This window comes from Paenibacillus sp. FSL R7-0210 (assembly GCF_038009085.1).
GTDB classification, from domain to species: domain Bacteria; phylum Bacillota; class Bacilli; order Paenibacillales; family Paenibacillaceae; genus Paenibacillus_AQ; species Paenibacillus_AQ silagei.
Window position 1 is genome coordinate 3,392,734 of record NZ_JBBPAR010000001.1, and the last position, 21,462, is coordinate 3,414,195.

At 53.2% G+C, this 21,462-nt stretch carries 15 protein-coding genes; 4 read left to right on the top strand and 11 right to left on the bottom strand.

Annotated features, from left to right (window positions below; translation table 11 throughout):
- Positions 1-218: 218 nt before the first annotated feature.
- Complete coding sequence (locus MKY64_RS14840; RefSeq protein WP_340953853.1) at positions 219-1,568, bottom strand: glucuronoxylanase; 1,350 nt, start codon at positions 1,566-1,568, stop codon at positions 219-221.
- Between the two features lie 249 nt (positions 1,569-1,817).
- Between MKY64_RS14840 and MKY64_RS14845 the strand changes: the two genes are divergently transcribed.
- Complete coding sequence (locus MKY64_RS14845) at positions 1,818-2,675, top strand: AraC family transcriptional regulator (RefSeq protein ID WP_340953855.1); 858 nt, start codon at positions 1,818-1,820, stop codon at positions 2,673-2,675.
- Between the two features lie 539 nt (positions 2,676-3,214).
- On the opposite strand, the gene MKY64_RS14850 is transcribed toward MKY64_RS14845, so the two are convergent.
- Positions 3,215-5,191: a hypothetical protein gene (locus tag MKY64_RS14850; protein WP_340953857.1), complete on the bottom strand. Its 1,977-nt coding sequence runs from the start codon at positions 5,189-5,191 to the stop codon at positions 3,215-3,217.
- A 149-nt stretch (positions 5,192-5,340) separates the two neighbouring features.
- Between MKY64_RS14850 and MKY64_RS14855 the strand changes: the two genes are divergently transcribed.
- On the top strand, positions 5,341-6,186 hold the full coding sequence (locus MKY64_RS14855) for an AraC family transcriptional regulator (protein ID WP_340953859.1): 846 nt from the start codon (positions 5,341-5,343) through the stop codon (positions 6,184-6,186).
- A 491-nt stretch (positions 6,187-6,677) separates the two neighbouring features.
- Here MKY64_RS14855 and uidA read toward each other — a convergent pair whose 3' ends face one another.
- From uidA to MKY64_RS14875, 4 genes are read right to left on the bottom strand one after another with little or no spacing between them, the layout of a single operon-like run.
- Positions 6,678-8,489 (bottom strand): beta-glucuronidase, encoded by a 1,812-nt coding sequence (gene uidA, locus MKY64_RS14860; RefSeq protein WP_340953860.1) that lies wholly within the window; start codon positions 8,487-8,489, stop codon positions 6,678-6,680.
- 36 nt (positions 8,490-8,525) lie between these two features.
- Positions 8,526-9,875 carry an ABC transporter substrate-binding protein gene (locus tag MKY64_RS14865; protein ID WP_340953863.1) on the bottom strand — a complete coding sequence of 450 codons (1,350 nt, stop codon included), beginning with the start codon at positions 9,873-9,875 and terminating at the stop codon, positions 8,526-8,528.
- A gap of 27 nt (positions 9,876-9,902) precedes the next feature.
- The gene (locus MKY64_RS14870) at positions 9,903-10,733 is read right to left on the bottom strand and encodes a carbohydrate ABC transporter permease (protein ID WP_036729963.1); all 831 of its coding nucleotides are present in this window, start codon (positions 10,731-10,733) and stop codon (positions 9,903-9,905) included.
- A gap of 11 nt (positions 10,734-10,744) precedes the next feature.
- Positions 10,745-11,629, bottom strand: a complete 885-nt coding sequence (locus tag MKY64_RS14875) for a carbohydrate ABC transporter permease (RefSeq protein WP_445671724.1) — start codon at positions 11,627-11,629, stop codon at positions 10,745-10,747.
- 250 nt (positions 11,630-11,879) lie between these two features.
- Between MKY64_RS14875 and MKY64_RS14880 the strand changes: the two genes are divergently transcribed.
- Entirely contained in the window at positions 11,880-13,679 is a 1,800-nt protein-coding gene (locus tag MKY64_RS14880) for a sensor histidine kinase (RefSeq protein WP_340953867.1), read from the top strand.
- The gene (locus MKY64_RS14885) at positions 13,669-15,276 is read left to right on the top strand and encodes a response regulator transcription factor (RefSeq protein ID WP_340953870.1); all 1,608 of its coding nucleotides are present in this window, start codon (positions 13,669-13,671) and stop codon (positions 15,274-15,276) included. Before MKY64_RS14880 ends, MKY64_RS14885 begins: the two co-directional genes overlap by 11 nt.
- Positions 15,277-15,367: 91 nt before the next feature.
- Here MKY64_RS14885 and MKY64_RS14890 read toward each other — a convergent pair whose 3' ends face one another.
- The 5 genes from MKY64_RS14890 to MKY64_RS14910 form a co-directional block, all read right to left on the bottom strand.
- Positions 15,368-16,486 (bottom strand): GNAT family N-acetyltransferase, encoded by a 1,119-nt coding sequence (locus MKY64_RS14890; protein ID WP_340953872.1) that lies wholly within the window; start codon positions 16,484-16,486, stop codon positions 15,368-15,370.
- A gap of 79 nt (positions 16,487-16,565) precedes the next feature.
- Positions 16,566-17,873 carry an ABC transporter substrate-binding protein gene (locus tag MKY64_RS14895; protein ID WP_340953874.1) on the bottom strand — a complete coding sequence of 436 codons (1,308 nt, stop codon included), beginning with the start codon at positions 17,871-17,873 and terminating at the stop codon, positions 16,566-16,568.
- A 99-nt stretch (positions 17,874-17,972) separates the two neighbouring features.
- The gene (locus MKY64_RS14900) at positions 17,973-18,803 is read right to left on the bottom strand and encodes a carbohydrate ABC transporter permease (RefSeq protein ID WP_339313710.1); all 831 of its coding nucleotides are present in this window, start codon (positions 18,801-18,803) and stop codon (positions 17,973-17,975) included.
- Between the two features lie 11 nt (positions 18,804-18,814).
- Entirely contained in the window at positions 18,815-19,726 is a 912-nt protein-coding gene (locus MKY64_RS14905) for a carbohydrate ABC transporter permease (RefSeq protein ID WP_339313709.1), read from the bottom strand.
- A gap of 63 nt (positions 19,727-19,789) precedes the next feature.
- Entirely contained in the window at positions 19,790-21,100 is a 1,311-nt protein-coding gene (locus MKY64_RS14910; RefSeq protein WP_340953879.1) for an ABC transporter substrate-binding protein, read from the bottom strand.
- Between the last annotated feature and the right edge of the window lie 362 nt (positions 21,101-21,462).

Genomic DNA, 21,462 nt, shown 5'->3' on the forward strand with positions numbered 1-21,462 from the left:
ACATTGTTTTGCCTGGTAATATCCTAACAAATCAGATTGTACATTTATAGAAGAAGGATGCACGATTCATTTTAAAATAACACTATTCTCTTTCAAATTTAAACGATGACCCGAAAGCACCAAAAATCCCGGCCTGTAAACGCACTATACAAGCTGCGATTTACAGGCCGGGATGCTGAGCCTATCTGCGGTTAAGTCATAAATGCTGCGACTGTATTCTACTGGGCAAGAACTTCCTCAGCCAAGGCGGGATCTACTTCAATGTCATAGATTGCATCGGTTACTGAGCTTTTGCTGCTTCCGAGTGTGGCTACGAAGGTAGTTACACTAAGCGCAGGCAGTTGGGCGGTGAAAGCGCCGTTCGATACATTAATGTTAGAGCCGGCGGCTACCTTGCGGTTGGCGTCGGTAATCCACGAAGCAAAGCTGGAGGCTGTGCCGTTCTGCAAGACGAACCGCTGGCTGACCGCCGAATTGCTTTTATTAATAGCGACAATCACTGCCTTGTTACTGCCCTTGTAAGCCGAGACATAGACATTGGTGTTAGGGTTCTTCGTAGCATCAACTCTTACATAACCCGGGCGGACGAACTTGGAGAACTGGGCCATGCTGTCCCCGCGCTTACTGATACTGCCGTCTTCATTCATCGGGCTGTATTGGCGGCGGATATACCACCATACATAAGCCTGGAAATCCCCTTCCACCAGCGCATTGTGCATATGGTAGGCTACTTCCAGCGCTTCCGGCCACAGGTTGGCCGAGTTGTTATTGCTGTTCGGGTAATAGACCTCGGTCATCCACAGCTCTTTGCCTGCACCCTTCTGCTTGAAGAGCGGATAAGCGAAGTTGTTCACCTGAGTTCCATACAAATGTGCCCCCAGAATGTCCATATTGGCCAGCGCCTGGGAGTCATTCAGAATCGGATCGGACATATTCTTCAGATATTGGAAGGACTCCGGAGCAATGACCCGGCAGTTAATGGAACCGGCATAATTCTTCATAAAGTTCAGCATTTCGGCAGGTGTCCACCAGGTCCAGGTCTCGGCATAGTCCGGCTCGTTCTGCACCGAGATCGCATACAGGTTAACCCCGTTATTCTTCATGTACGTCACGAAGTCATTCAGATGCTGGGCGTATGCGCCGTACTGGTTATATTTGAGACGCTTGGCTGAGGTATTCCCGTTGCGGTTGAAGGTCTCCGTCATGCTGCTAGGCGGATTCCACGGCGAAGCAAAAACGATGGCTCCTTTGGCAACGGCTGCCTTGGCCGTATCCAGCTCCTTATACCAGTTGTTCTTGTTCTCGTCCACAGAGATTCTCAGAATGGAGAATCCCAACTGGTTCGCCCCGTTCCCGAAGGCGGTCTCCCGCTGCGCGGCGGTCAGATCCCCGATCCAGTTCGGATGGTTAATGCCGCCGAACCCGCGGATCACCTGCTTCTGGGCGGACAGATTGACCGTCACATCGCTGGCTGCTGAAACTTTGGGTGGCGGTGGCACCACCAGCATAGACAACATAGTTACCGTTGCCAGCAAGGTACATAGTGATTTTTTAAACGTTGATTTCATTGCTTCATCTCCTTATTATATGATTTCTGCACAACATTCCTGCCGAATTCTGCCTCTGGTCGCACCTCCTGTCTAATCGAAGCGGCAGCTGTACCCTGTACAGGCTTGTCCTTTTCCCTTGCAACACTTGCAAGCGCTTCCTATTCCTGTATTATATTAAATAGTTGATATGTCGTCGTTGCATATCAGCGATACTATATTGCGCGGATACCGATAATCCTTATATATCCAATTAAAGGAATGGATGCCATGGAGCAGCTTGCCCAGTATGTGTTCACCCCGATCCCCGAAGAAATGATCTGCTTCCACAAATCAACCACCACGGAGCAGCTCAGCCCGGCTCAGCCTTACCACCGGCACGATGCCTACGAAATCTACCTGTTCCTGAGAGGCAATACCTATATGTATGTGGAGCAGTCCTGCTACAAGCTCTCCTCCGGCGATCTGATTCTGATCCGTCCAGGTGAGATGCACCGCTGTGTCTGTGCCGACAACCAGACCTATGAACGGATCGGGCTGAACCTGCGAAGATCCGCCCTGCGGCGGCTATCCAGCAGCCGCACGAACCTGTTGGCCTGCTTCAACGCCTTTCCCTCGGGGCTGAACACGCTGATCCGGCTCTCCCGCGACCAGTGCGCCTTCTATTCCAGACTCGCGGACCAATTGATCTATAGCCTTCACTCCGAGGAGTACGGACAGGATCTGCTGGCCGATTCCTATGCCACCCGGCTGCTTGTATTCATCAACACTCTGCAGCAGTCCTCCGCCGCTTTGCCGCATAATCTCATGCCGGAGCTTGTCCGCCGGACGATGGCTTACATCGAGGAGCATCTGCTCGAACCGATCTACTCCGCCCAGCTGGAGCAGGAATTTCATTACAGCGGCAAATATATAAGCCAGCAGTTCAAAGAGCACACGGGACTTACCGTCCGCTCCTATATCGTTAACAAGCGCGTCTCCCTGGCCATGAGCCACCTTACCTCCGGCAAGAGTGTCGCGGCCGCCTGCGAGCTGTCCGGCTTCAGCGATTACGCCAACTTCATCCGCAGCTTCACCAAGGTGGCCGGTATGTCCCCAGGCAGGTACCGGGCCAGTATGCTGTCCTGAGTGCCCGGGCATTCTTTTGAAAAAGGTAACGTTAATTATAGCTGTCTTTTCACCTTACGTTCGACGTAATGTGTGATACTGTATCTTCAGGGTGTATTCGCAGAAGATGGTTCCACTGAAATTCAAGGAAATGCAGTGCAGACGATGGGTATGAAATTTACGATAGCTTAATTGGAGCTGTCCCTGAAGCCATGAAACGGCTGCTTGGGATAGCTCTTTATGCTGGAGTAGATTCAGCGTAAGCATTTGGGGGAGTGGGACGCTCCCTGCGCGTCAGCAAAATGTATGCTGTTTTTCGCATACATTCAGGCCTCACGCCTGCGCGCCAGCAAATGTATGCTGTTTTTCGCATACATTCAGGCCTCACGCCTGCGCGCCAGCAAATGTATGCTGTTTTCCGCATACATTCAGGCCTCACGCCTGCGCGTCAGCAAATGTATGCTGTTTTTCGCTTACATATTTCCCACGATAAAAGAGGCTGTCCCTTTTGGGACAGCCCCATCTTTTTGGCAGAATATCAACATTCAGAATTAACAGCGCTACTCGCTGTCCGCCTCCCAGTACTCACCAACCAGACCTTCAATAATACTGCCGCTGGCCCAAGGCATCAGACAGAACCAGGTGCTGGCCGGTGAACCGTCACTGTAGGTCTCGGTTACCAGCCCCTCGGAATGGCAGAATCTCTCGGACATCCAGCCCGTCAGGCCGTGACCGAATTCCCGGTCATACCGGTTGTAGGTCTGACAGCCCCAGCCGACGGTATCCAGCATCCGCTGCTTCACATACGGATCTTCACGCCGCTTCACATAATAATACAGCTCATCTACCACGCTGCTCGACATGGGATGAATATGCGGATTGGCGACGGAGGTCACGCTTCCCCCGCAGCTCGACCACCCCACCGTGCTTAGCGGCGGCACCTTCACTGGTGAATTGTAAGCAAATTTAAAGGTAAATTCGTAAGCAAGCGCATCCCTCATATGATCCAGATACAGCTCATCCCCAGTGAGGGCGTGCAGATATCTGACCGCTCTGATGTACGCCAGAATCCCTTCAGAATCTACCGCCTTATCTGCATCAAGCGGCGCTCCATAACATTCCATCCGCTTCACATAGGTCTCATAATAATGCCGCTCACTGCGCTTCAGGCTGTCCAGATGCGACCGGTTTCCGGTTAGCCAGCTATAGTAGGCTATGGCAGCCATGATCCAGGTTCCGCTGAAGGAATCGTATTCAAGCCCGGCACCGGTTCGCTCGGAGAGAATCGTAGGGTATTCACCGTCCGAATTCCGGCTTCTCTCCAGTACAGGGAGAATCTTCCGCACGAAGTCCACCCACTCCTCGTGAACGACATGCTTGAGCCGTTTCTCGTATTCATAGGCCTTCATAATATAGAACAAGGCCTGTCCGCATAGATAAGCGGAATGTCCGGGCGTGCGCATCCCGTCAAACCACCAGCCGTGAATGCTCCATTTCCCGTCCTGATAGGCCTCATAGGGAAGACCGGAAGCCGGGTTCAGGGAGTTCCCGATGATATGCTCAATGCAGGAGAGCGCCTGCCCGCGCATAGGCTCATCTCCCAGCCGCAGCGCAGCCATCAGCATAGGAGTGGCTACAGTCAGACCGTTTGTCCAGCTGATGGAGATGATTTTATTGTACCGGTACCCGCCCGTCTCCTTGTCCTCATAGACAAAGGTTGTGTAACTCCGGTCCTCAGGCAGCCACGCATACTGATAGATGGCCTTCGACAGATCGGCCGCAGCGCTCCTGAACCCGCTGCCGGGTCTTGGGGGCTGATGATAGCGGGAATAGATCTCTTCCAGCGCAGCATTGATGCCCAGCTCAGACTCGGCCGTGTAATCATACAGATCCAATGTGAACGCTACAGATTCCGAAGCCGCCAGTTCGAAGCAGTTCTCCTCCAGCGCTGCCCGTTCCTTGACGAGACGCGATTTGATGAACAGAAGCGGAGCATTCTCATACCCCAGCGTATAGCCGACCGTTCCCTTGGCAAGCGAGCAGGTGAAGCCGCCATACTGCAAGAACTCCCCCTCTAGCCCAGGCTTCCACTGGATCTTCTCCCCCTCCCTGTATATAAAATAAGGGCTGGCGCATAATCCGTACACTTTGCCCGTGTCATATACCAGCGCCGCCGGATGCGACAGCCGGTCGCTCCGGACCATCCACCAGGAAGAAGAAGGACGCGCGGGCTGCCCCTCCCTTAATCTCGGAAACTCATTCGGAACATTCTGCGGAGCTTCCCCCCGGTTACGGCCATACATAAATGCGGGAAGAAAAAAGCGCGGATCAGCCTTGGCAAACGGCAACTCCACATGAATGACGCCTGACCAAGGCGTGTCGTTCAGATTCGCGATCTGTACAAGAGCCTGAAAGGGATGCTGTGCACTGCCTGTCCCGCCTGTTATCTCAACGGATGCATGTAGTCCATGCCCGTTAAGTCCGGTATATTCAGGATCTTCCTGAGCCTTGCTTCTTGCCGTTATGATCAGTTCCACTATCCTGTCCTCCAGTCTGTTGTAATACGATAAAAGGGTTGCAAATCATATTCCTGCATGCTAGGATAATGTCATTTTAAAGTAGTTCCAGAGAAGAAACATTGCAGGTTCCGCTGTTATTATTGCGCGAAATGATCCGGAGGTTACCCATGAACGAGCCATTTGAGCTTCGCTATGACCCTATCCATAAAGATTACCTCTACCTGCACAGGACAACCACCTATAATATGGGAACCTTCTATCACCGCCATGAAGCGTATGAGCTGTACTTATTTCTGCGCGGCAACGTCAAGTTCTATATTGAGAACAGCTGCTACCACCTGCAGCGCGGAGATCTGCTTGTGCTGAACCCGGAAGAAATGCATCGTTCCTTCAGCCTGGATGAATCGGAATATGAACGGATTACGATCAATCTCCAAAAATCTTATCTGCACCGCCTGTCTACTCCGGCTACCCCTCTATCCTGGTGCTTCGACTACCGCCCGAAGGGTAAGGGCAACATCGTTCATCTGGAGGAAGCCGAGCTTCAGCAGGTTCACAGGTTGACCGGCGATCTGGAGGAGGTCCTCTCATCGGATGCGTATGGGGCAGATATCCTCGCCAACAGCATGCTTGCTCAATTATTGGTGCTGACCAACACCGTGTTTCATAGAACAAGCATCGTTCCTGCAGATATCATGCCGGAGCTGGTCCGCAGGACCATGGAGTATATTGATGCCCATCTGGGCCAGACCCTCACGCTTGAGCAGCTTAGCAGTACCTTTCATTTGAACAGCACCTATATTAGCCGCCAGTTCAAACAGCACACAGGCTTAACGCTCCGTTCCTATATCCTGGACCGCCGGATTTCGTTAGCCAAGGCCTGCCTCCGCGAAGGGCTTAGCATCACCGAGGCCTGTTATCAATCCGGCTTCAGCGATTATGCCAATTTCATCCGCAGCTTCACCAAGGTGGCCGGCATGTCCCCGGGCAGATACGCCAAGCAGGAACTGTAGGATGTCTCGCGGGAAGTGGAGCGGGCAGGCGCAGTGTCTGCGGAAGGCGGGACTGGATCATTAGTGGGCTGGAGATTTACAGATTCGAGAGAGTGTTGCTTACAGTTGAGAGCGCGGGGGACTTACAGCGTCTGACTCATGGCGGCGGACTTATACAAGTGGAAATTGTACATCTAATTTGGCGGTAAAGGGGTACGTAAACTAATTAGTTGGAAAAATGCAGCTTACTCAGCCCGACTTCTGCTAAATCCATCGGATTCCAGGAATTAAGTGTACTTTTTCAAACTGCTTGCTCTCAACCCTCGATTTCGGCAAAATTAAGTGCCTTTTTTCCAACTATATCCGCCCTCCCCTCTTGCAACGTATCACATAAGGCCCCCAGCCGAGCCGGGGGTTATTGTATAAAAAAGCCTCCCATAACGGGAGGCTTGAAGGGTTGGAGACTTGCAAGCTTCGAGGCTTGCAAACTTACGTTGCAACTTAAACTCAATCTACTTCTTATACCCAAAATCCGGTATCTCCGTCCATCTCCGGCGCAGCTCGTGGGCTGCCGCCTTGGGCTTGCGGTCACGGGTGAAGATGCCTTTCTTGTTCCCCTGCACCCGGATAATACCCTGGCTGGTAGCAAAGTCGGCGAAATTCCATACCTGCTCGCCCACAAACTCCTGGAACTCGTCGAAGACCTCGTGGTTAGCCTTGTAGAACGCCACCTGATACTCCTCCGTGAACATGATCGGCTCCACATCATGGAGTCCGGCTACGGTATCGGTTCCATATTCGGTCATCATCATCGGCTTGCCGGGGCACCGCCGGCTCCAAGCTTCCAGCTCCATCCGCAGCTTGACCTTCGCCGACTCCAGGTCTCCCCCGTCCACATACCAGCCGTAATACCGGTTGAAGGCCAGCACATCGATCAGCTCAGAGATTCTGTCGTTCGCCGGTGAAGCCTCGATATGTGTCACCAGGGTCACCGGACGGTGCTGCGGATCTTCCTCCCGCAGCTGCTCGATCAACGGCTTGAAATATTCGTACGCTCCATCCTCATAGGAGGCCGGTTCGTTCGCTACATTCCACATCACTACACAGGCATGGTTCTTATCCCGCTGGATCAGCTCCCGGATCACCTGCTGGTGATGCCCGAAGGTCTGGACCTCTGCCCAGGTATCCTTCTTCGAACCCCCTGAGAACATCACGAGGAAATTAAGGTCCAGGCCCACTGCCGGGGTCTCATTGATCACGACGAAGCCTTCACGGTCGGCCAGCCGCATCACTTCCTCGGCATAAGGATAATGCGCCGTGCGGAAGGAGTTGGCCCCGGACCATTTCATCAGATTGAAATCCATAATGTTCGCGGCTTCGTCCAGGCCCCGTCCATGGAACGGAGTATCCTCATGTCTGCCGTAGCCCTTGAAGTAGAAGGGCTCGCCATTGATCAGGAACTGCCCGTCCTTCACTGTGACCGTCCGCACGCCGAACGGCAGCTCATAGACATCAATCAATTGCCCGGATTGCACCAGCTCAATTCTCAGAGTATACAGATAGGCATTCAACGGCTGCCATAGTCTGACAGATGGAATATCCAGCACACCGGACGGCTCCGTGCCTGAGCAGACCATGTTCCCCTCTTCATCCAATACCGTAACCCGGACCTCAGCTTCTCCGCTAATGTCCACGCTATAGCGGACTATCCCCTGCCTCTCCTCCCCCTGCTCCTCCTTGTAATCGGTCACTACAGTGACGTCTTGAACGAAGGTGAGCGGCGTGGAATAGATCCGCACCGGCCGCTGCAATCCGGCAAAGTTGAAGAAATCAAAGTTCGGCTGGTTCTTCACCTTCAGCTTCCCGTCCGGCCCTTCGGTCTCCGTGTACAGGCCAACAGGCAATGTGGTGTAATCCACGACGTTATGAACAGCTACCGTCAGCCGGTTCGTTCCAGGCCGGATATAGTCATTTATCACTCCCTCGAAGGGAAGGAAGCCGCCGGCATGCTCCATCACCAAGCTTCCATTGATAAATACCTTCGCCTTATGGGTCGCCGACCCGAACCTCAGGACAAGCCGCTCATTCATGACGTTACGCGGAAGGGACAGCTCCCGCTCATACCAGACCCAGCCGACATGATTACGAATCTCCGGGCTTACGCCAAGATCATTGTAAGCCGAGGGCACCGCCATAGGAATCGTATCTGTGAGCTTCGATGCCTGCCAGCTCTTGTCCCAGCCGGAGCCATCGTCCAGCTTGAAATTCCATACTCCGCCCAGATCATACAGACTGCGGGTTTCCGTCATCATTGGATACAGCATGAACAACACTCCTATCTACTTTCTGTTCTCTTTTATTCAGGATTTGGAATCAATAATCTTCTGAATCTTGGTTTGTGCATGCTGAATCGTATCATCAATACTTTGACCGGACAGCATCATTTTATCGAACTCCTCCAGCAGCACTTTCTCCAGCTCAGCGTGATAAGGCACTGCCGTAGCCGCAGTAGTGGATTTGGTATTCTCCAGAACATAGAGCAGGGAAGCTTTATCGATCATCTCCGGGGTTTTGCTGCCTGCAATGATCCGGTCGACCACATCGTTCAGATTCGCTTTTTTCCAGGACGGGATATTCTTGCCTTGCAGCACGATCCCTTCGGTGGAGAACCAGCGGATGAAGGTGTAGGCCTCGTCTTTATGCTTGGACTTGCTGTAGACGCTCAGAACATCCCCGCTCACATTCGAGGACATCGGATCTTCCATCTTCATCTTCGGCAGCGGAGCGAACACGGTCTTGAAGGTAGCCGGAATGGTATCCGTTCCCCCAGTCTCCGGGATCAGGAAGGTCCCCGTAACAAGCATACTGGTGTCCTGGTTGAAATATTGCGGTCTGTAGTTCAGCTTCTGGCTGACCACCTCAGAGTAAGGGGTTGCGGAGCCTTCCGCTTCGCCCTGAAGACGCATTTCAAGGGACTTGCGCATGAACGGATTGTCGATATTGGCGGTCTTGCCGTCATCGGTAGTCAGATTGGCATTCACCGGCTGGCCGAAGTTCTGCACCACATAGCCATATTGAATCCAGCTGTGGAAGTAGGTGCCGTACCGGGTTTTATCGCTCGTTTTCTTCGTCATCGCCTTGGCGTATTCCATATACTGATCCCAGGTCCAGTCCTTGGGCAGCTCAAGTCCGGCCTCCTTCAGATGATTCTCATTGATAATAACCAGACCCTGGGAGGACTTGCCGGGCAGTCCATAGACCTTGCCGTCAATGCTGGTATCGGATGTATATTCGTCCTTGAAATTAATGCTGTCCTTGGCCAGATAATCATCCAGCGGCTCAATCATCCCCAGGCCTGCCCGCTGGGACAGGAAGGTCATGTTACTGAACATGATAATATCCAGATCATCGCCGCCGGCCACCGCCAGGTCGAGCTTCTTATAATACTCATTGGAGTTATTGTCCTCCGCAGAGGCGAATTCCACCTTAATGTTCGGATGCTGCTTCTCGAACTCGGCAATGACGATATCCCAGTTGTCCATTTTTTTGGCATACCAGTTGCTCAGCTTGATCGTTACCGGTGTATTGCCATCCTTCCCGGCACCCGTTGCCGCCGGCTCCTTCTCTGCATTGCCAGCGCCTCCGCAACCGGATACCAGCAGGGATAACAGCGGTAAGGCGATGAATAGATTACGTTTTACTTTTGACATGATTTGGCCCCCTGTAATGTAATTAGTCTAGCCTTTGACACTGCCCATCGCAACTCCCTCAATCACCTGCTTCTGGCCGATCATGAAAATAATTAACAACGGCAGAATGGCGGATACGGCACCTGCCATCATTAAGGAGTAGAACTCGCCGCTGAAATCAGCGAATTTCCGGATGCCCAGCTGCAGGGTAAACAATGAATCGGAACGAAGGAAGATCAGCGGATTCTGGTAATCATTCCAGGTCCAGATAAAGCGGAGAATCATATAGGTAGCAAGGGCTGGCTGCACCAGAGGCATGGCAATCCGCATGAAGATCGTCCAGTGGCCCGCTGCATCAATCCGCGCCGATTCAATAATTTCATCATGGATTCCCAGGAAGAACTGTCTCAGCAGGAAGGTTCCCAGCACGCCGGAGGCGGCAAGCAGCACCAGCCCGAAATGGCTGTCGAACAGTCCAAGCCAGCGGTACATAATGAACTGCGGAACCAGAATGGCCTGCGTCGGAATCATGAAGGTGGCCAGGACAACCAGAAAGAGAATATCCCGCCCTTTGAAAATGATTTTGGAGAAGCCGTAAGCTGCCATAGCGGAAATAATCAGCGACAGCGCTGTAGACATCAGGGTAACCTTCGTCGTGTTCCAGTAATAGAGTGTGAACGGCACGGCTCCCGCCCATACCTGCTTGTAGTTCTCCACCGCATTCCATTTCGAGGGAATCCATTCTATCGGATATTTCATCACATCTAGCTCGGGCTTGAAGGAGGCGGAGAGCATCCATAAGAACGGCATGATGAACAGGATGCCCGCAGCCCCCATGAAAACGGTAACAATAACACGGTTAAGCTTGATCGATCGCATGTGTATACCTCCTAGTAGTTGACCCATTTCTTTTGTCCGACCCATTGAAACAAGGTCACCAGCAGGATGAGGATCAGCAGAATAATGCCCATCGCCGAAGCATAGCCCGACTCCAGATTCACGAACGCCACCTCATACAGGTAGTAGACAATGACAGAGGTTGAGCCTGCCGGGCCGCCGCCGGTTAACACCATAATCAGATCGAAGACCTTGAAGGACCCGACAACTCCTGTGATAAGCAGGAAGAAGGACGTAGGCGACAGCATCGGCAGTGTAATTCTGAAGAATTGTCTGAGCGGTGAGGCCCCGTCCACATCGGCGGCTTCATACAGATCCCGTGAGATATTCTGAAGGCCCGCCAGATAGATGACCATATTGAAGCCGAGTGAAGTCCACACCATAATAATCATGACCGAGATCAGGGCGAACTTGGGATCAGCCAGCCACATGGGCGGATGCTCGAACCCTATAGATCTGAGGAATCCGTTGATCGGACCGTTGTTCGGGTGATAGAGTACTCTCCAGAGCAGGGCGATCGCCACGAAGCTTGAGATGAAGGGCATGAAATAGATCACTTTGAAAAAGGTTTTGAAATACGTTGCCTTGTTGATCAGCACCGCCAGCACCAGCGCCAGGAACATCGCGACCGGAACGACGGCAATCATGATCAGATTGTTATAGAGCGAGCGGTGAAAGGACTCGTCCTGCACCAGCCGGGTGTAGTTATCCAGACCGACAAACCCGAACCCGTCCAGCCCGGATACAAAGTTCCAGTTCGAGAAGCTGATCACACCGGATAGGAGAATCGGAATAATTACCAGCGTTACGGTCAGAATGAGCATGGGGGCAATGAATAAATACCCTGCAATATTGTCGTAAAAGGATTGCTTGCGCATCTTGCTTATCCCGGGGCTGCCGGACCGTTTTGCCGTCCCCTCTTCAGTAATAACCTCCACTTTATCCACCTCTTTTTATGTTTGTAGCTTTATTATAGAAGGGCAAATTTCACAGCACATGCAACGAATTTATCTGTGGCGAAAACTTTGTATAGCATTATTTTTTCTAAATCGAAAAAATTATTGGATGAGCCGAACCGCAGAATCAAGTACCATAAGTCTGTGAAGGTCTACTACTGGAGGGATATTAATGAAAGAAAAGCACAGGCTCAGTCAGCTCTCCTTCCGGCAAAAGCTAATCCTTACCTCCATTGCCTGCCTCGTAATTCCGGCACTGGGGATGCTCTATATTACCAATGTCTATTCCAAACTGATTATCCGGGAGCATTCCCTGGAGAAGTCCACGCAGTCCCTGAGGATTGTCCAGTCGCAAATTGATGTAATCTTCGAAGAGATGGTCTCGGTGTCGAACTTCGTCCATTTCGATCCGGAGATCAAGACCCTGCTGGAGGATGCCAAGACCAATCCCGTAGCTGCGCGGAACCTGACCAGCCGCCTGGAGCAGGTGGCCGGAGACACCATCGATCTGAGGATCACTCTGCTGGATAAGGAAGGACATGCCTATTCCGATTATTCCTTCTATGATTATGATCCCCGGCAATTTTTGAAGCGGCGCTGGTTCTCCACTCTGGAGCAGCTCCCGCCGTATGACACCTTATTTATGGGAGCAGAAGACAATTACCTGACCTCCCTGCAGGCTGAGCAGCCGTATATCTTCATGACAGCGCGTGCCTTAAGAGAAGAAACGACTGCCGCTCCCTACGCCTACCTGATTGTCAGCCGCAGTGAGGCTTCGATCCGTGAGCGGTTTGCTTCAATGGAAGAGGATGTGTATCTGCTGGATGAAGAGGAGAACATTCTGTCGAACCGGAACCAGGAGCTGATAGGCACAAGCTTTGATCAACTGCTGCCTGTAGATGAGCTGGTCTTCCCTGACATCGTCAAGTTCAAGGGGCAGAATCAGCTCCTCCTTGAACTGCCGCTGAAGTTTGCCAGATGGAGACTCATCAGTGTCGCTCCCTATGAGCAGCTGACGGAAAGGTTGAACGGGATTAACCGGACCGGCCTGATTATTCAGACGATATTTGCGGTCAGCTTCTTGTTCGCGCTGACGGTTCTGCTGCGGAGATTCACCAAACCTGTGCTTGTCCTGGGCAAGGCGGCCCGCCGGGTGGAGGACGGGGATCTCATGGTGCGCTCGGGCATCCGGGGAGCCGATGAGATCGGCAGCCTGGGGCACTCCTTCGATAACATGCTGGACCGGGTTCAGCTGATGCTCAGGCAGGTGGAGACGGAGCAGGAATTGAAGCGCCAGGCGGAGATTGCCATGCTGCAGGCCCAGATTAACCCTCATTTTCTATTCAATGTACTTAGTTCGATCCGGCTGAAGCTGCTGATGAAGCAGGATGAGGAGAATGCTGCGATCGTCGGCTCCCTCTCCGCTATGCTGCGGGCCAGCTTCTCCAGCCGGGAGGAATTCGTCTCCATTGCCAGTGAGCTTGATTTCACGAAGCAGTATATGGAGTTAATGCGGTTCACGATGAGATATCCTACGGAATATGCAGTGCATGTGGACAAAGAGCTGCTGCTGGAGACGGTGCCGCGGTTCATCCTGCAGCCCATTATTGAGAATGCTTACAAGCACGGGTTCTTGCAGGGCGGAGGGCGGGTCGTCATCACCATCGGACTCGTTCAGTCCAGGCTGACCATTACCATCGAGGATAACGGCACGGGAATGGAGGAGCATACGCTCGCAGCCCTGCTTCAGCACATCAGGCAGAAGGATGCGGAGTTAGGTGCCCTGAGTGCTGACGGGACGCCAGTGGCAGAGTCCGCTCGCGGCATCGGATTAATCAACGTCTACCAGCGGCTCAAGCTAATCTACGGGGAGCGCTTCGAGATGAACATTGAGAGCATTCACGGGCTACGCACCACCGTACAGTTAATCATGCCCGTGAAGCGGATAGGAGCAGATAATCATGACCTATAAAGTAGTACTGGCAGACGATCATTATCCGGTGTTGGAGTATTTAAGCACTTCGATTCCCTGGGACACCCTCGGCCTTGAACTATCGGCTTGCTGCTCGGACGGCAGACAGGCCTGGGAAGCCTGCCAGCTGCATCAGCCGGATATTCTGCTTACGGATATCGGCATGCCGGCGATGAATGGACTGGAGCTAATCCAGAAGGCGCGGGAGGTGAACCCTCAGCTGCAGACGATTATCCTGTCCTGCCACGGGGAATTCGAATATGCCCAGAAGGCTGTGAAACTGAATGTGGCCGAATATATATTGAAGGAGAGTCTGCAGATCGATCAGGTAATTGCCGTATTGACGGAGGCGGTGGCCCGGCTGGAGGTGAAATTGAAATCCCGTAACCACTATCTCCAGATGGAGAAGCTGGTCAGCCAGAACCATGCCGCCATCCGGACCCGGTTCATCCGCATGTTCGTGGAGCAGCCGGTCTGGGATGAAGCCGAGTGGTTCGGACAAGCCGAAGCGATGGGCATCCACCTCCACACAGGCACCCCGTATCTGCCTGTACTGGCGGTCCCGGAGCGCTCCTATGAGTTGGAGAGGCGGTTCGGCGGAGTGGTGAACCTGCAGTTCGTGATGGATAATGTGCTGCAGGAATTCCTGGAGATAGACGGCATTATCCAGTTCGCGCTCACGGAACGGCAGTTCATCCTGTTCATTCCTTTGCCGCATATCCTCGTCCGCAATCTTTATGAGGAGTTCCGTGATAAATTCCGGCATGTCCAGAGAATGGCGAAGCTGCATTTGCGGATGGGGATTTCCTTCTTTTACGGGGAGGCTACTCCAAGTCTGATCGACATCAAGAAGCAGATTCAGGCGCTGCTGGATTCCCATGCCCTGCGCTTCTATGCCGCCGAGGGAGCGATTATGAAGCTTGCGCCTGTCCAGACCAGCGGCGAGGACCTGTTCGTGCATTATTCGGAGATTCTCCAGCAGCTAAGGGACTGCATTCAGCAGGAGGACAGCTCACAGATTGGGGCCAAGGTCAGGGAGATTAAGCAGTATATCGGGGACCAGAAGTATCCGGTGGAGAGTGTGAAGAGCTGGCTGCTCAAGATGGTGATGGAGCTGGAATTGAAATATGTCGTCATGCAGAACTTCGTCAGCAACTTCAACAGTGAGCGGCTCCAGCGCTCGATCCAGGAATTCGAAACGCTGGAGCAGCTCATGGAATGGCTGGAGGAATTCCTGAAGGATAAAATACTCATGCTAAGCTCCATGTGGAAGCAGAATGTCCGCAAAGAAATAGCCGAAGCCAAACGTTATGTAATGAATCATATCAGCGAGAAGGCTGGCATGGAGGAGATGGCGAAGCGTCTGGGCTTGAACCCCACCCATTTCAGCCGGTTATTCCGTCTGGAGACCGGGCTGACCTTCATTGAGTATGTAACCAGGGTGAAGATGGAGCACGCCCGTGACCTCCTCAATCAGACGAACCTGACCATCGTTGAAATTGCGGAGCAGCTCGGCTATGACAACGTCAGCTACTTCATCAAGCTGTTCCGTAACTTCTCCGGCATGACTCCGGCGGAATTCCGGAAGTCCTTTTAGACTGGTGTAAAACAATACGCCGGAAGCAGACTCTAAGGGTCCGCTCCCGGCTTTTCCATTGTCCTTTAGGATTATCCAGAACTATGATTACTCAGTATTTATCAATCTTGTACCAGAACAGAGGCAGCGGGAACCAGCCTGCGGGTGCATCCACTGCCATATATCGGCCATGCTGGGTAAGCAGAAGTGTCTGAGCCTGCTGCTTGCTGAGGACAAATGCATCCGGCTTGGCAGACCGCTCGACGCTCACGCCCTCTTCGTCCACCCGCGCCGTCACCGGCTGTCCGTCCATTACTGCGGAGAATTCTCCCGGGATAATGCCTGTGGTCTTGAACTTCAGCGTAAGGTAAGCCTTCAGGATGTTGGCGAAATCCAGAATATGATACATATCCGAATTCTCGATTACGAAGTCTTCGGCAATGCTGCCAAGCGCTGTGTTCAGCGGCAGGTCATATTCCGGCGCATGCAACGTTATTCGCCCGGCTCTGCTGTAGGCCATGTAAGCCTTAATCGTACGCTGAATATCATCCGCTTTCTCCAGCGCGAATTCAGCTATATCATCGCCCGCTTCGTTGACAACCAGATACCCGATCACCTTGCCCTGATCCAGAACGCCAAGTGCCTTTTGACAGAGTGTACCGAAAATCAGCGGCAGTTGCTCTAAGCTGCGTTCAACATAAGCAAGCCGCGAGGTGTTCAGGTTATGCGCAAATTCTGCTCCTCCTTCAACCTCAAACAGCGGACGGAAGGTTATTCCGGTGTCATTCACCCCTCTTAAGCCATGGCGCACATTGGCCTCTGCCACGGTATATTTGAACTTGACACCGCCAAGCGTGAAGCCGAAATACTCATATCTCTGCCGCTGTCCATATAATACAACCATATCACAGGTACCCCGCAGCTCTTCAAGCCACAGGTTCATAAGCGCTTTCATATGCCCTTCGCCTCGCGCACGCGGATGAACAGATACCGTACCCAGATAGCCGGTGCGCAGCGTATGATCACATACCGTCAGTGACTCTGGAAAAACAGCCACCAGCGCACGCAGCCTGCCCTGCTCGTCCACAGCAACCTTATGCATGGCGGAAGAATCTACACTTGTGTCATAAGCCTTGGGCATCAGGACCTCAAAATCAAAGCGGAAGGCAAGGTTGGCCAAATCTATGTATTCCTCGCGTTCGTGCGGAGCTGCCGTTCTGTATTTAACCATTGTGTCCTACCCTTTCAGTCTATATATTCAACTGCCTCCCTGACTATATTCTAGAGGCATCTCCTATCTCCTGCTCAGGTCACTCAGATTTCCGCCGCTTGGCCGCAGCCTCATCAATCGCCTGCTGGATATTGGCCAGTGCGGTCTCCAAGGGCTGTCCGGCAAGATACTGGTTGACGCCCTCCAGAATCTTCACCTGGAGCGACTCGGTCGATACCGTATGCGGCCAATAGAGCGTGGCGTCCTCGCGCGTTACCGCAGCGGCAATGGACGAGACCGAATCGCTCCGGTCCGTCGGGGCCGAGATGACCGAAGGCACTGCCAAAGCGCCTGCGGCCAGCTTCTCCTGCGTAGCCCTGCCGTTCATGAACGCCACGAACTGCTTGGCCTCCTCGGGATGCTCCGTCCGCGAGCTGATCACCCGGTACGTGCCGACATTGATATTCGGCACCGTCCGCACACTGCCCGGCACCATCATGAAGCGGATATCCTGAGCCGGATTCCGCTCCTTGATGCTGGGGATGTCCCAGGTTCCGGTAATAATCATGGCCGCCTGGCCTGTGCCGACCAGATCCTTGGCCTGCTCATGCTTCAGGCTCTTCCAGTTCGGCGGCACGAACCCCCGGTCGATAATCTCCCGGTGCTTCTGGATGGCATCCACGAACACCGGATCATGGGTCCGGATCTCCCCGCTCTCCAGCTTCTTCGTCCAGGCGGCATCCGCCCCGTTATCCGACATGATAGACCCCCAGAAGAACTGGGCTGTGGACCACTCCGCATCCATTGCCACCGGAATAAGCCCTTCCTGCTTCAGCTTCACGCAGAGCGCAAGGAACTCGTCCCAGGTGCGCGGAACCTCCAGTCCGAGAGAGTCGAACAAGGTTTTGTTGTAGAGCAGCCCGTCACTGTGCATCACCTCAGGAGCACCGTATACCCGGCCGCCCACCGTAACCGGCAGCAGGGAGTTCGGGTAGAATTCCTTAAGGAAATCGGCTCCGGTCAGGTCCAGGTACATATCGCTCCGCAGAGCGCGGAATTCCTCGAACAGGCTGGGCGACCAAGTATCGAATACATCCATCGGCTCACCGCCAAGCAGCCTGATCTTAATCCCCGCCGTATAATTATTGTTCTGGATGAAATCTGCATCGATCTGGATATGGGGATACAGCTTCTCGAATTCGGCAATCGCATCAAAATACACTTTGCCTGCTTGCGCCGTATCCAGCAGATAGCTGGAGTACCGGAGGATGACGGGTTCGCGGGTGTCTGCCGCTCCGCCTCCGCCGGACAGCAGGGAAGCGTCTGTACTGCTCCGGGTATCACAGCCGCCAATCATGAACAGCAGCAGAATAATGCTGCCCCCGATACCGGGTCTCCACTTCTTCATGACGCTTCCCCTTCCTTAATCTATTCCCGTTCGCTTCTGTAACGTTCTTGCCCTATCGTTATATTCTGACCGATTCCATAGATTGCAGTCAACGGACAATCAGAGCTTCCCCCCTGAAGTTGCAATGCCTTCGATAAATTGCCGCTGGAACAGGATGTAGATGAGCAGCATCGGCCAAATGGCCAGCACGGAAGCCGCCATCAGCTCCGGGTAGTCCACGGCGAAAGCGCTTTGAATCTTAGCCAGGGCCGAGGAGAGGGTCGCCGCGTCCGAGCTTGTGTTGACAATCATCGGCCACATCAGGTCCTTGAAGGAGAAGAGGGCCGTGAATATCCCGAGGGCCACCAGACCGGAGCGGACCAGCGGGAGCATGATTCTGGCGAAGGTCTGGCCGATATTGCAGCCGTCGATCTTCGCCGCCTCCTCCAGCTCCTTAGGCAGGCCCATGAAGAATTGTCTCAATAAGAAGGTGCCGAAGGCACTGACCAGCCCTGGAAACAGCAACGCAAAGATCGTATTGCGCATCCCCAGCGCATCGACCATCAGATATTGCGGGATGATGAAGATCTGGGTCGGCACCATCATCTGGAACAGCACCAGACTGAAGCAGAAGTCACGCCCCGGAAATCTTAGTCTGGCAAAAGCATACGCCGCCATCGCGCTGAACATCACCGCGCACAGCACCCTTAGCGCCATCATCGCAAACGTATTCCAGTACAGGATCAGGAAGTTATTCTGCCGCCATACCTCCAGATAATTCTCCACCCGCCAAGTCTTGGGGAAAAAGATAAACGGATTCATCGAGGTGGACTCCGTAACCGACTTGAACGAGGTCAGCACCATCCAGACGAACGGAAGAATCATCGCGGCTGCTCCCAGGAGCAGCACAAGGTGGGCTAAGATACGGTTAAGTTGTTTATGTTTGGCCATAGTGCCGCCTCCTACATGTAGTTGACCCATTTTTTTTGCGCTCGCATCTGGAAGAAGGTGATGATCATGATCAGCGCGAGCAACACCATTACAATCGCTGAGCCATAACCCTTGTTCGAGTACTTGAACGAGTTATTATAGAAGAGATACACAAGCGATACTGTATGGTCATAGGCCGGGTTACTCACATCGATCATCATATAGATGACATCGAACACTTGCATGGCCTGGATAATCGTGGTCACCACAACAAAGAACAGGGTTGGCGTTACAAGCGGCAGGGTAATCACGAAAAATTGGCGCACCCGGCTGGCTCCGTCGATATCCGAAGCCTCGTAGTAGTCCTTCGGGATCTCCTGCAGACCGGCGAGCAGCAGCACCATATTATAGCCGATGACACTCCAGATTCCGATCACCGCGATGGATAAGATCGCTACCCTCGGGTCCGTCGTCCAGTTGACGGCCGGAAGGCCCAGCTTGGACAGCCCGTAATTAATGAGGCCGTAGTGCTGGTTATACATCCAGCGCCATACCATGGTCACTGCCGCAGGAGCGGCGACCATCGGAATGAAATAGATCGTGCGGTACAGCGAGCGGCCCGCGAGCTTACCGTTCAGCAGGACGGCCACCAGCATGGCGATGGCAATGCTGACAGGAACGACCAGCAAGGTGTAGAGCAGTGTATTGCCGACAGCATGCCATACCTGGGGATCTTGAATCAGCTTGCGGTAATTGTCCCACCCGATGTAGATGTTGCCTTTGCCGAAATCTCCGCTCTTGAAGAAGCTCAGGTAAGCGGTCTGCACTATTGGAATGAAGTTGAGGACGATAAGGCCGATCATCGTTGGCGCAATCAGGAACCAGCCCCAGGACCATTCATTCCAGGTTTTGGCTCCAATTTTCCTCTTGACGGTATGATTCATCTGCTTCCCTCTCCTATCAAACTTGCGGCAGCCCTATGGCTGCCGCAGGCATATGACTCTTGCTTATTTCTCTTCCGCCAGACTCTCATTCATCACCTTCGCTGCATTACGGGCTGCTTCCTCTACGGACACCTTGCCGGAGAACGCCGGCTTCAGCGCTTCATAAGCCTTGTCTTCCCAGACAGCCGTTGTATTGGAATACGGACGGATTACGCCATAGCTGACCATGTCAACGAATGCCTTGATGTTGAAGGTCTTGTTCGAATCCACCCACTTGTCAGCCGCGCCTTTGTACGCCGAGATGGCAACGCCCAGCTCCGCCTGGCGCTCCTGGCCGGTCTTGGAGCTTAAGTATTCCACGAACTTCCACGCTTCCTCCGGATGCTTCGTCTTGGCGTCAATCGCATTGCCCAGACCATTGTAGATGGAGGCCTGCGCAGCCTTCTTGGGCAGGACGGCCACATCGAAATTCTTCGCCATGAATTCGTTCTCTGTGAACCCGCTCAGGTTCCATGAACCGAACAGGCCCATCGCCGCCTTGCCGTTCTTCAGCAGATCGGCACGCTCGGCATCTCCGTACACCTCAGGGGACAGTCCGTCACGTACGAAGCTTATATAGAAATCCAGGGCTTCGATCGTCTTCGGATCGTCATAACCTGACTTCTTGTCCGCTGTAATAATGGTGCCGCCATTCTGATAGACGAAGTTGTAATACCCCTCCTGGTTATGCATCGGCGCGAGGAAGCCGTATACCCCATCCTTCGTGAGCGCTTTCGCGGCGCTGTGAAGATCATCCCAGGTCCAGTTCTCATCCGGGTATTTCACACCCGCCTGGTCAAACAGCGTCTTGTTGTACCACAGCCCGATGGTGTCGAAATCCTTCGGAACCGAATATTGCTTGCCCCCCAGATTATAGATCTGGTTCAGTCCTTCCGGGTAATTCTCCAGCTTGACGTCCTCGCTCTTACTGATGCGGTCTGTCAGGTCAAGCAGCATGCCGTTATTCGCATAGCGGTAGATCTCATTGGAATGCATCCAGAAGACATCCGGCAGCGAGCCGCCGGTGGCTCCCGCTTCCAGCATCGTCCAATAATCGGACCAGCCGGTCACCTCGATATCGACCTTGATGTCCGGGTTCTTGCTCTCGAATTCATCGGCAATGGTCCGCAGACCCTTCTCCTGATTGGAATCCCAGATCGCGTAGGTCAGCTGGACCTTCTCTCCGCTTGCCGCCTGGGTGGCCGCTGCGGCATCCGTTGCCTCTGCCGGTGGTGAAGCCGATGTATTGCTGTTGCCGTTGCCACTGCCGCAAGCGGTCAAGGTGGCCGCTGCAAGCAGGATGGACAATACGGTTGCTAAGCTTTTTTTCTTCACTAGAATTACCCCCAACTTCCATTTAGGATGTGCTGCATCTGCTGCACCTCCAATAGTAGGTGAACCCCGCCGCTCCCGGAATGGCCGTTTTTTACGGAAACATTCCCTTTTTTGACCAATCCCCGGAAGATGCAAAAAGTGCACCCGCAGCGGATGCACTTCTTTTACAGACTCTGTTCTTTTTTTGACAATTGCCGTTCTAGTACAGCGTCAGATTTATACTGGTGGATAGGCCACTATCCTGCCTGAATGACTAGAGGAGTGGAGCGCCCCTTCAGGTGCCATTCCCAGATGAAGACGGGAGTTGTCCATTAAAGGCGTAATAGCTCGGCGTAACGGACTGAGGCGCGCTTATTCTGGTT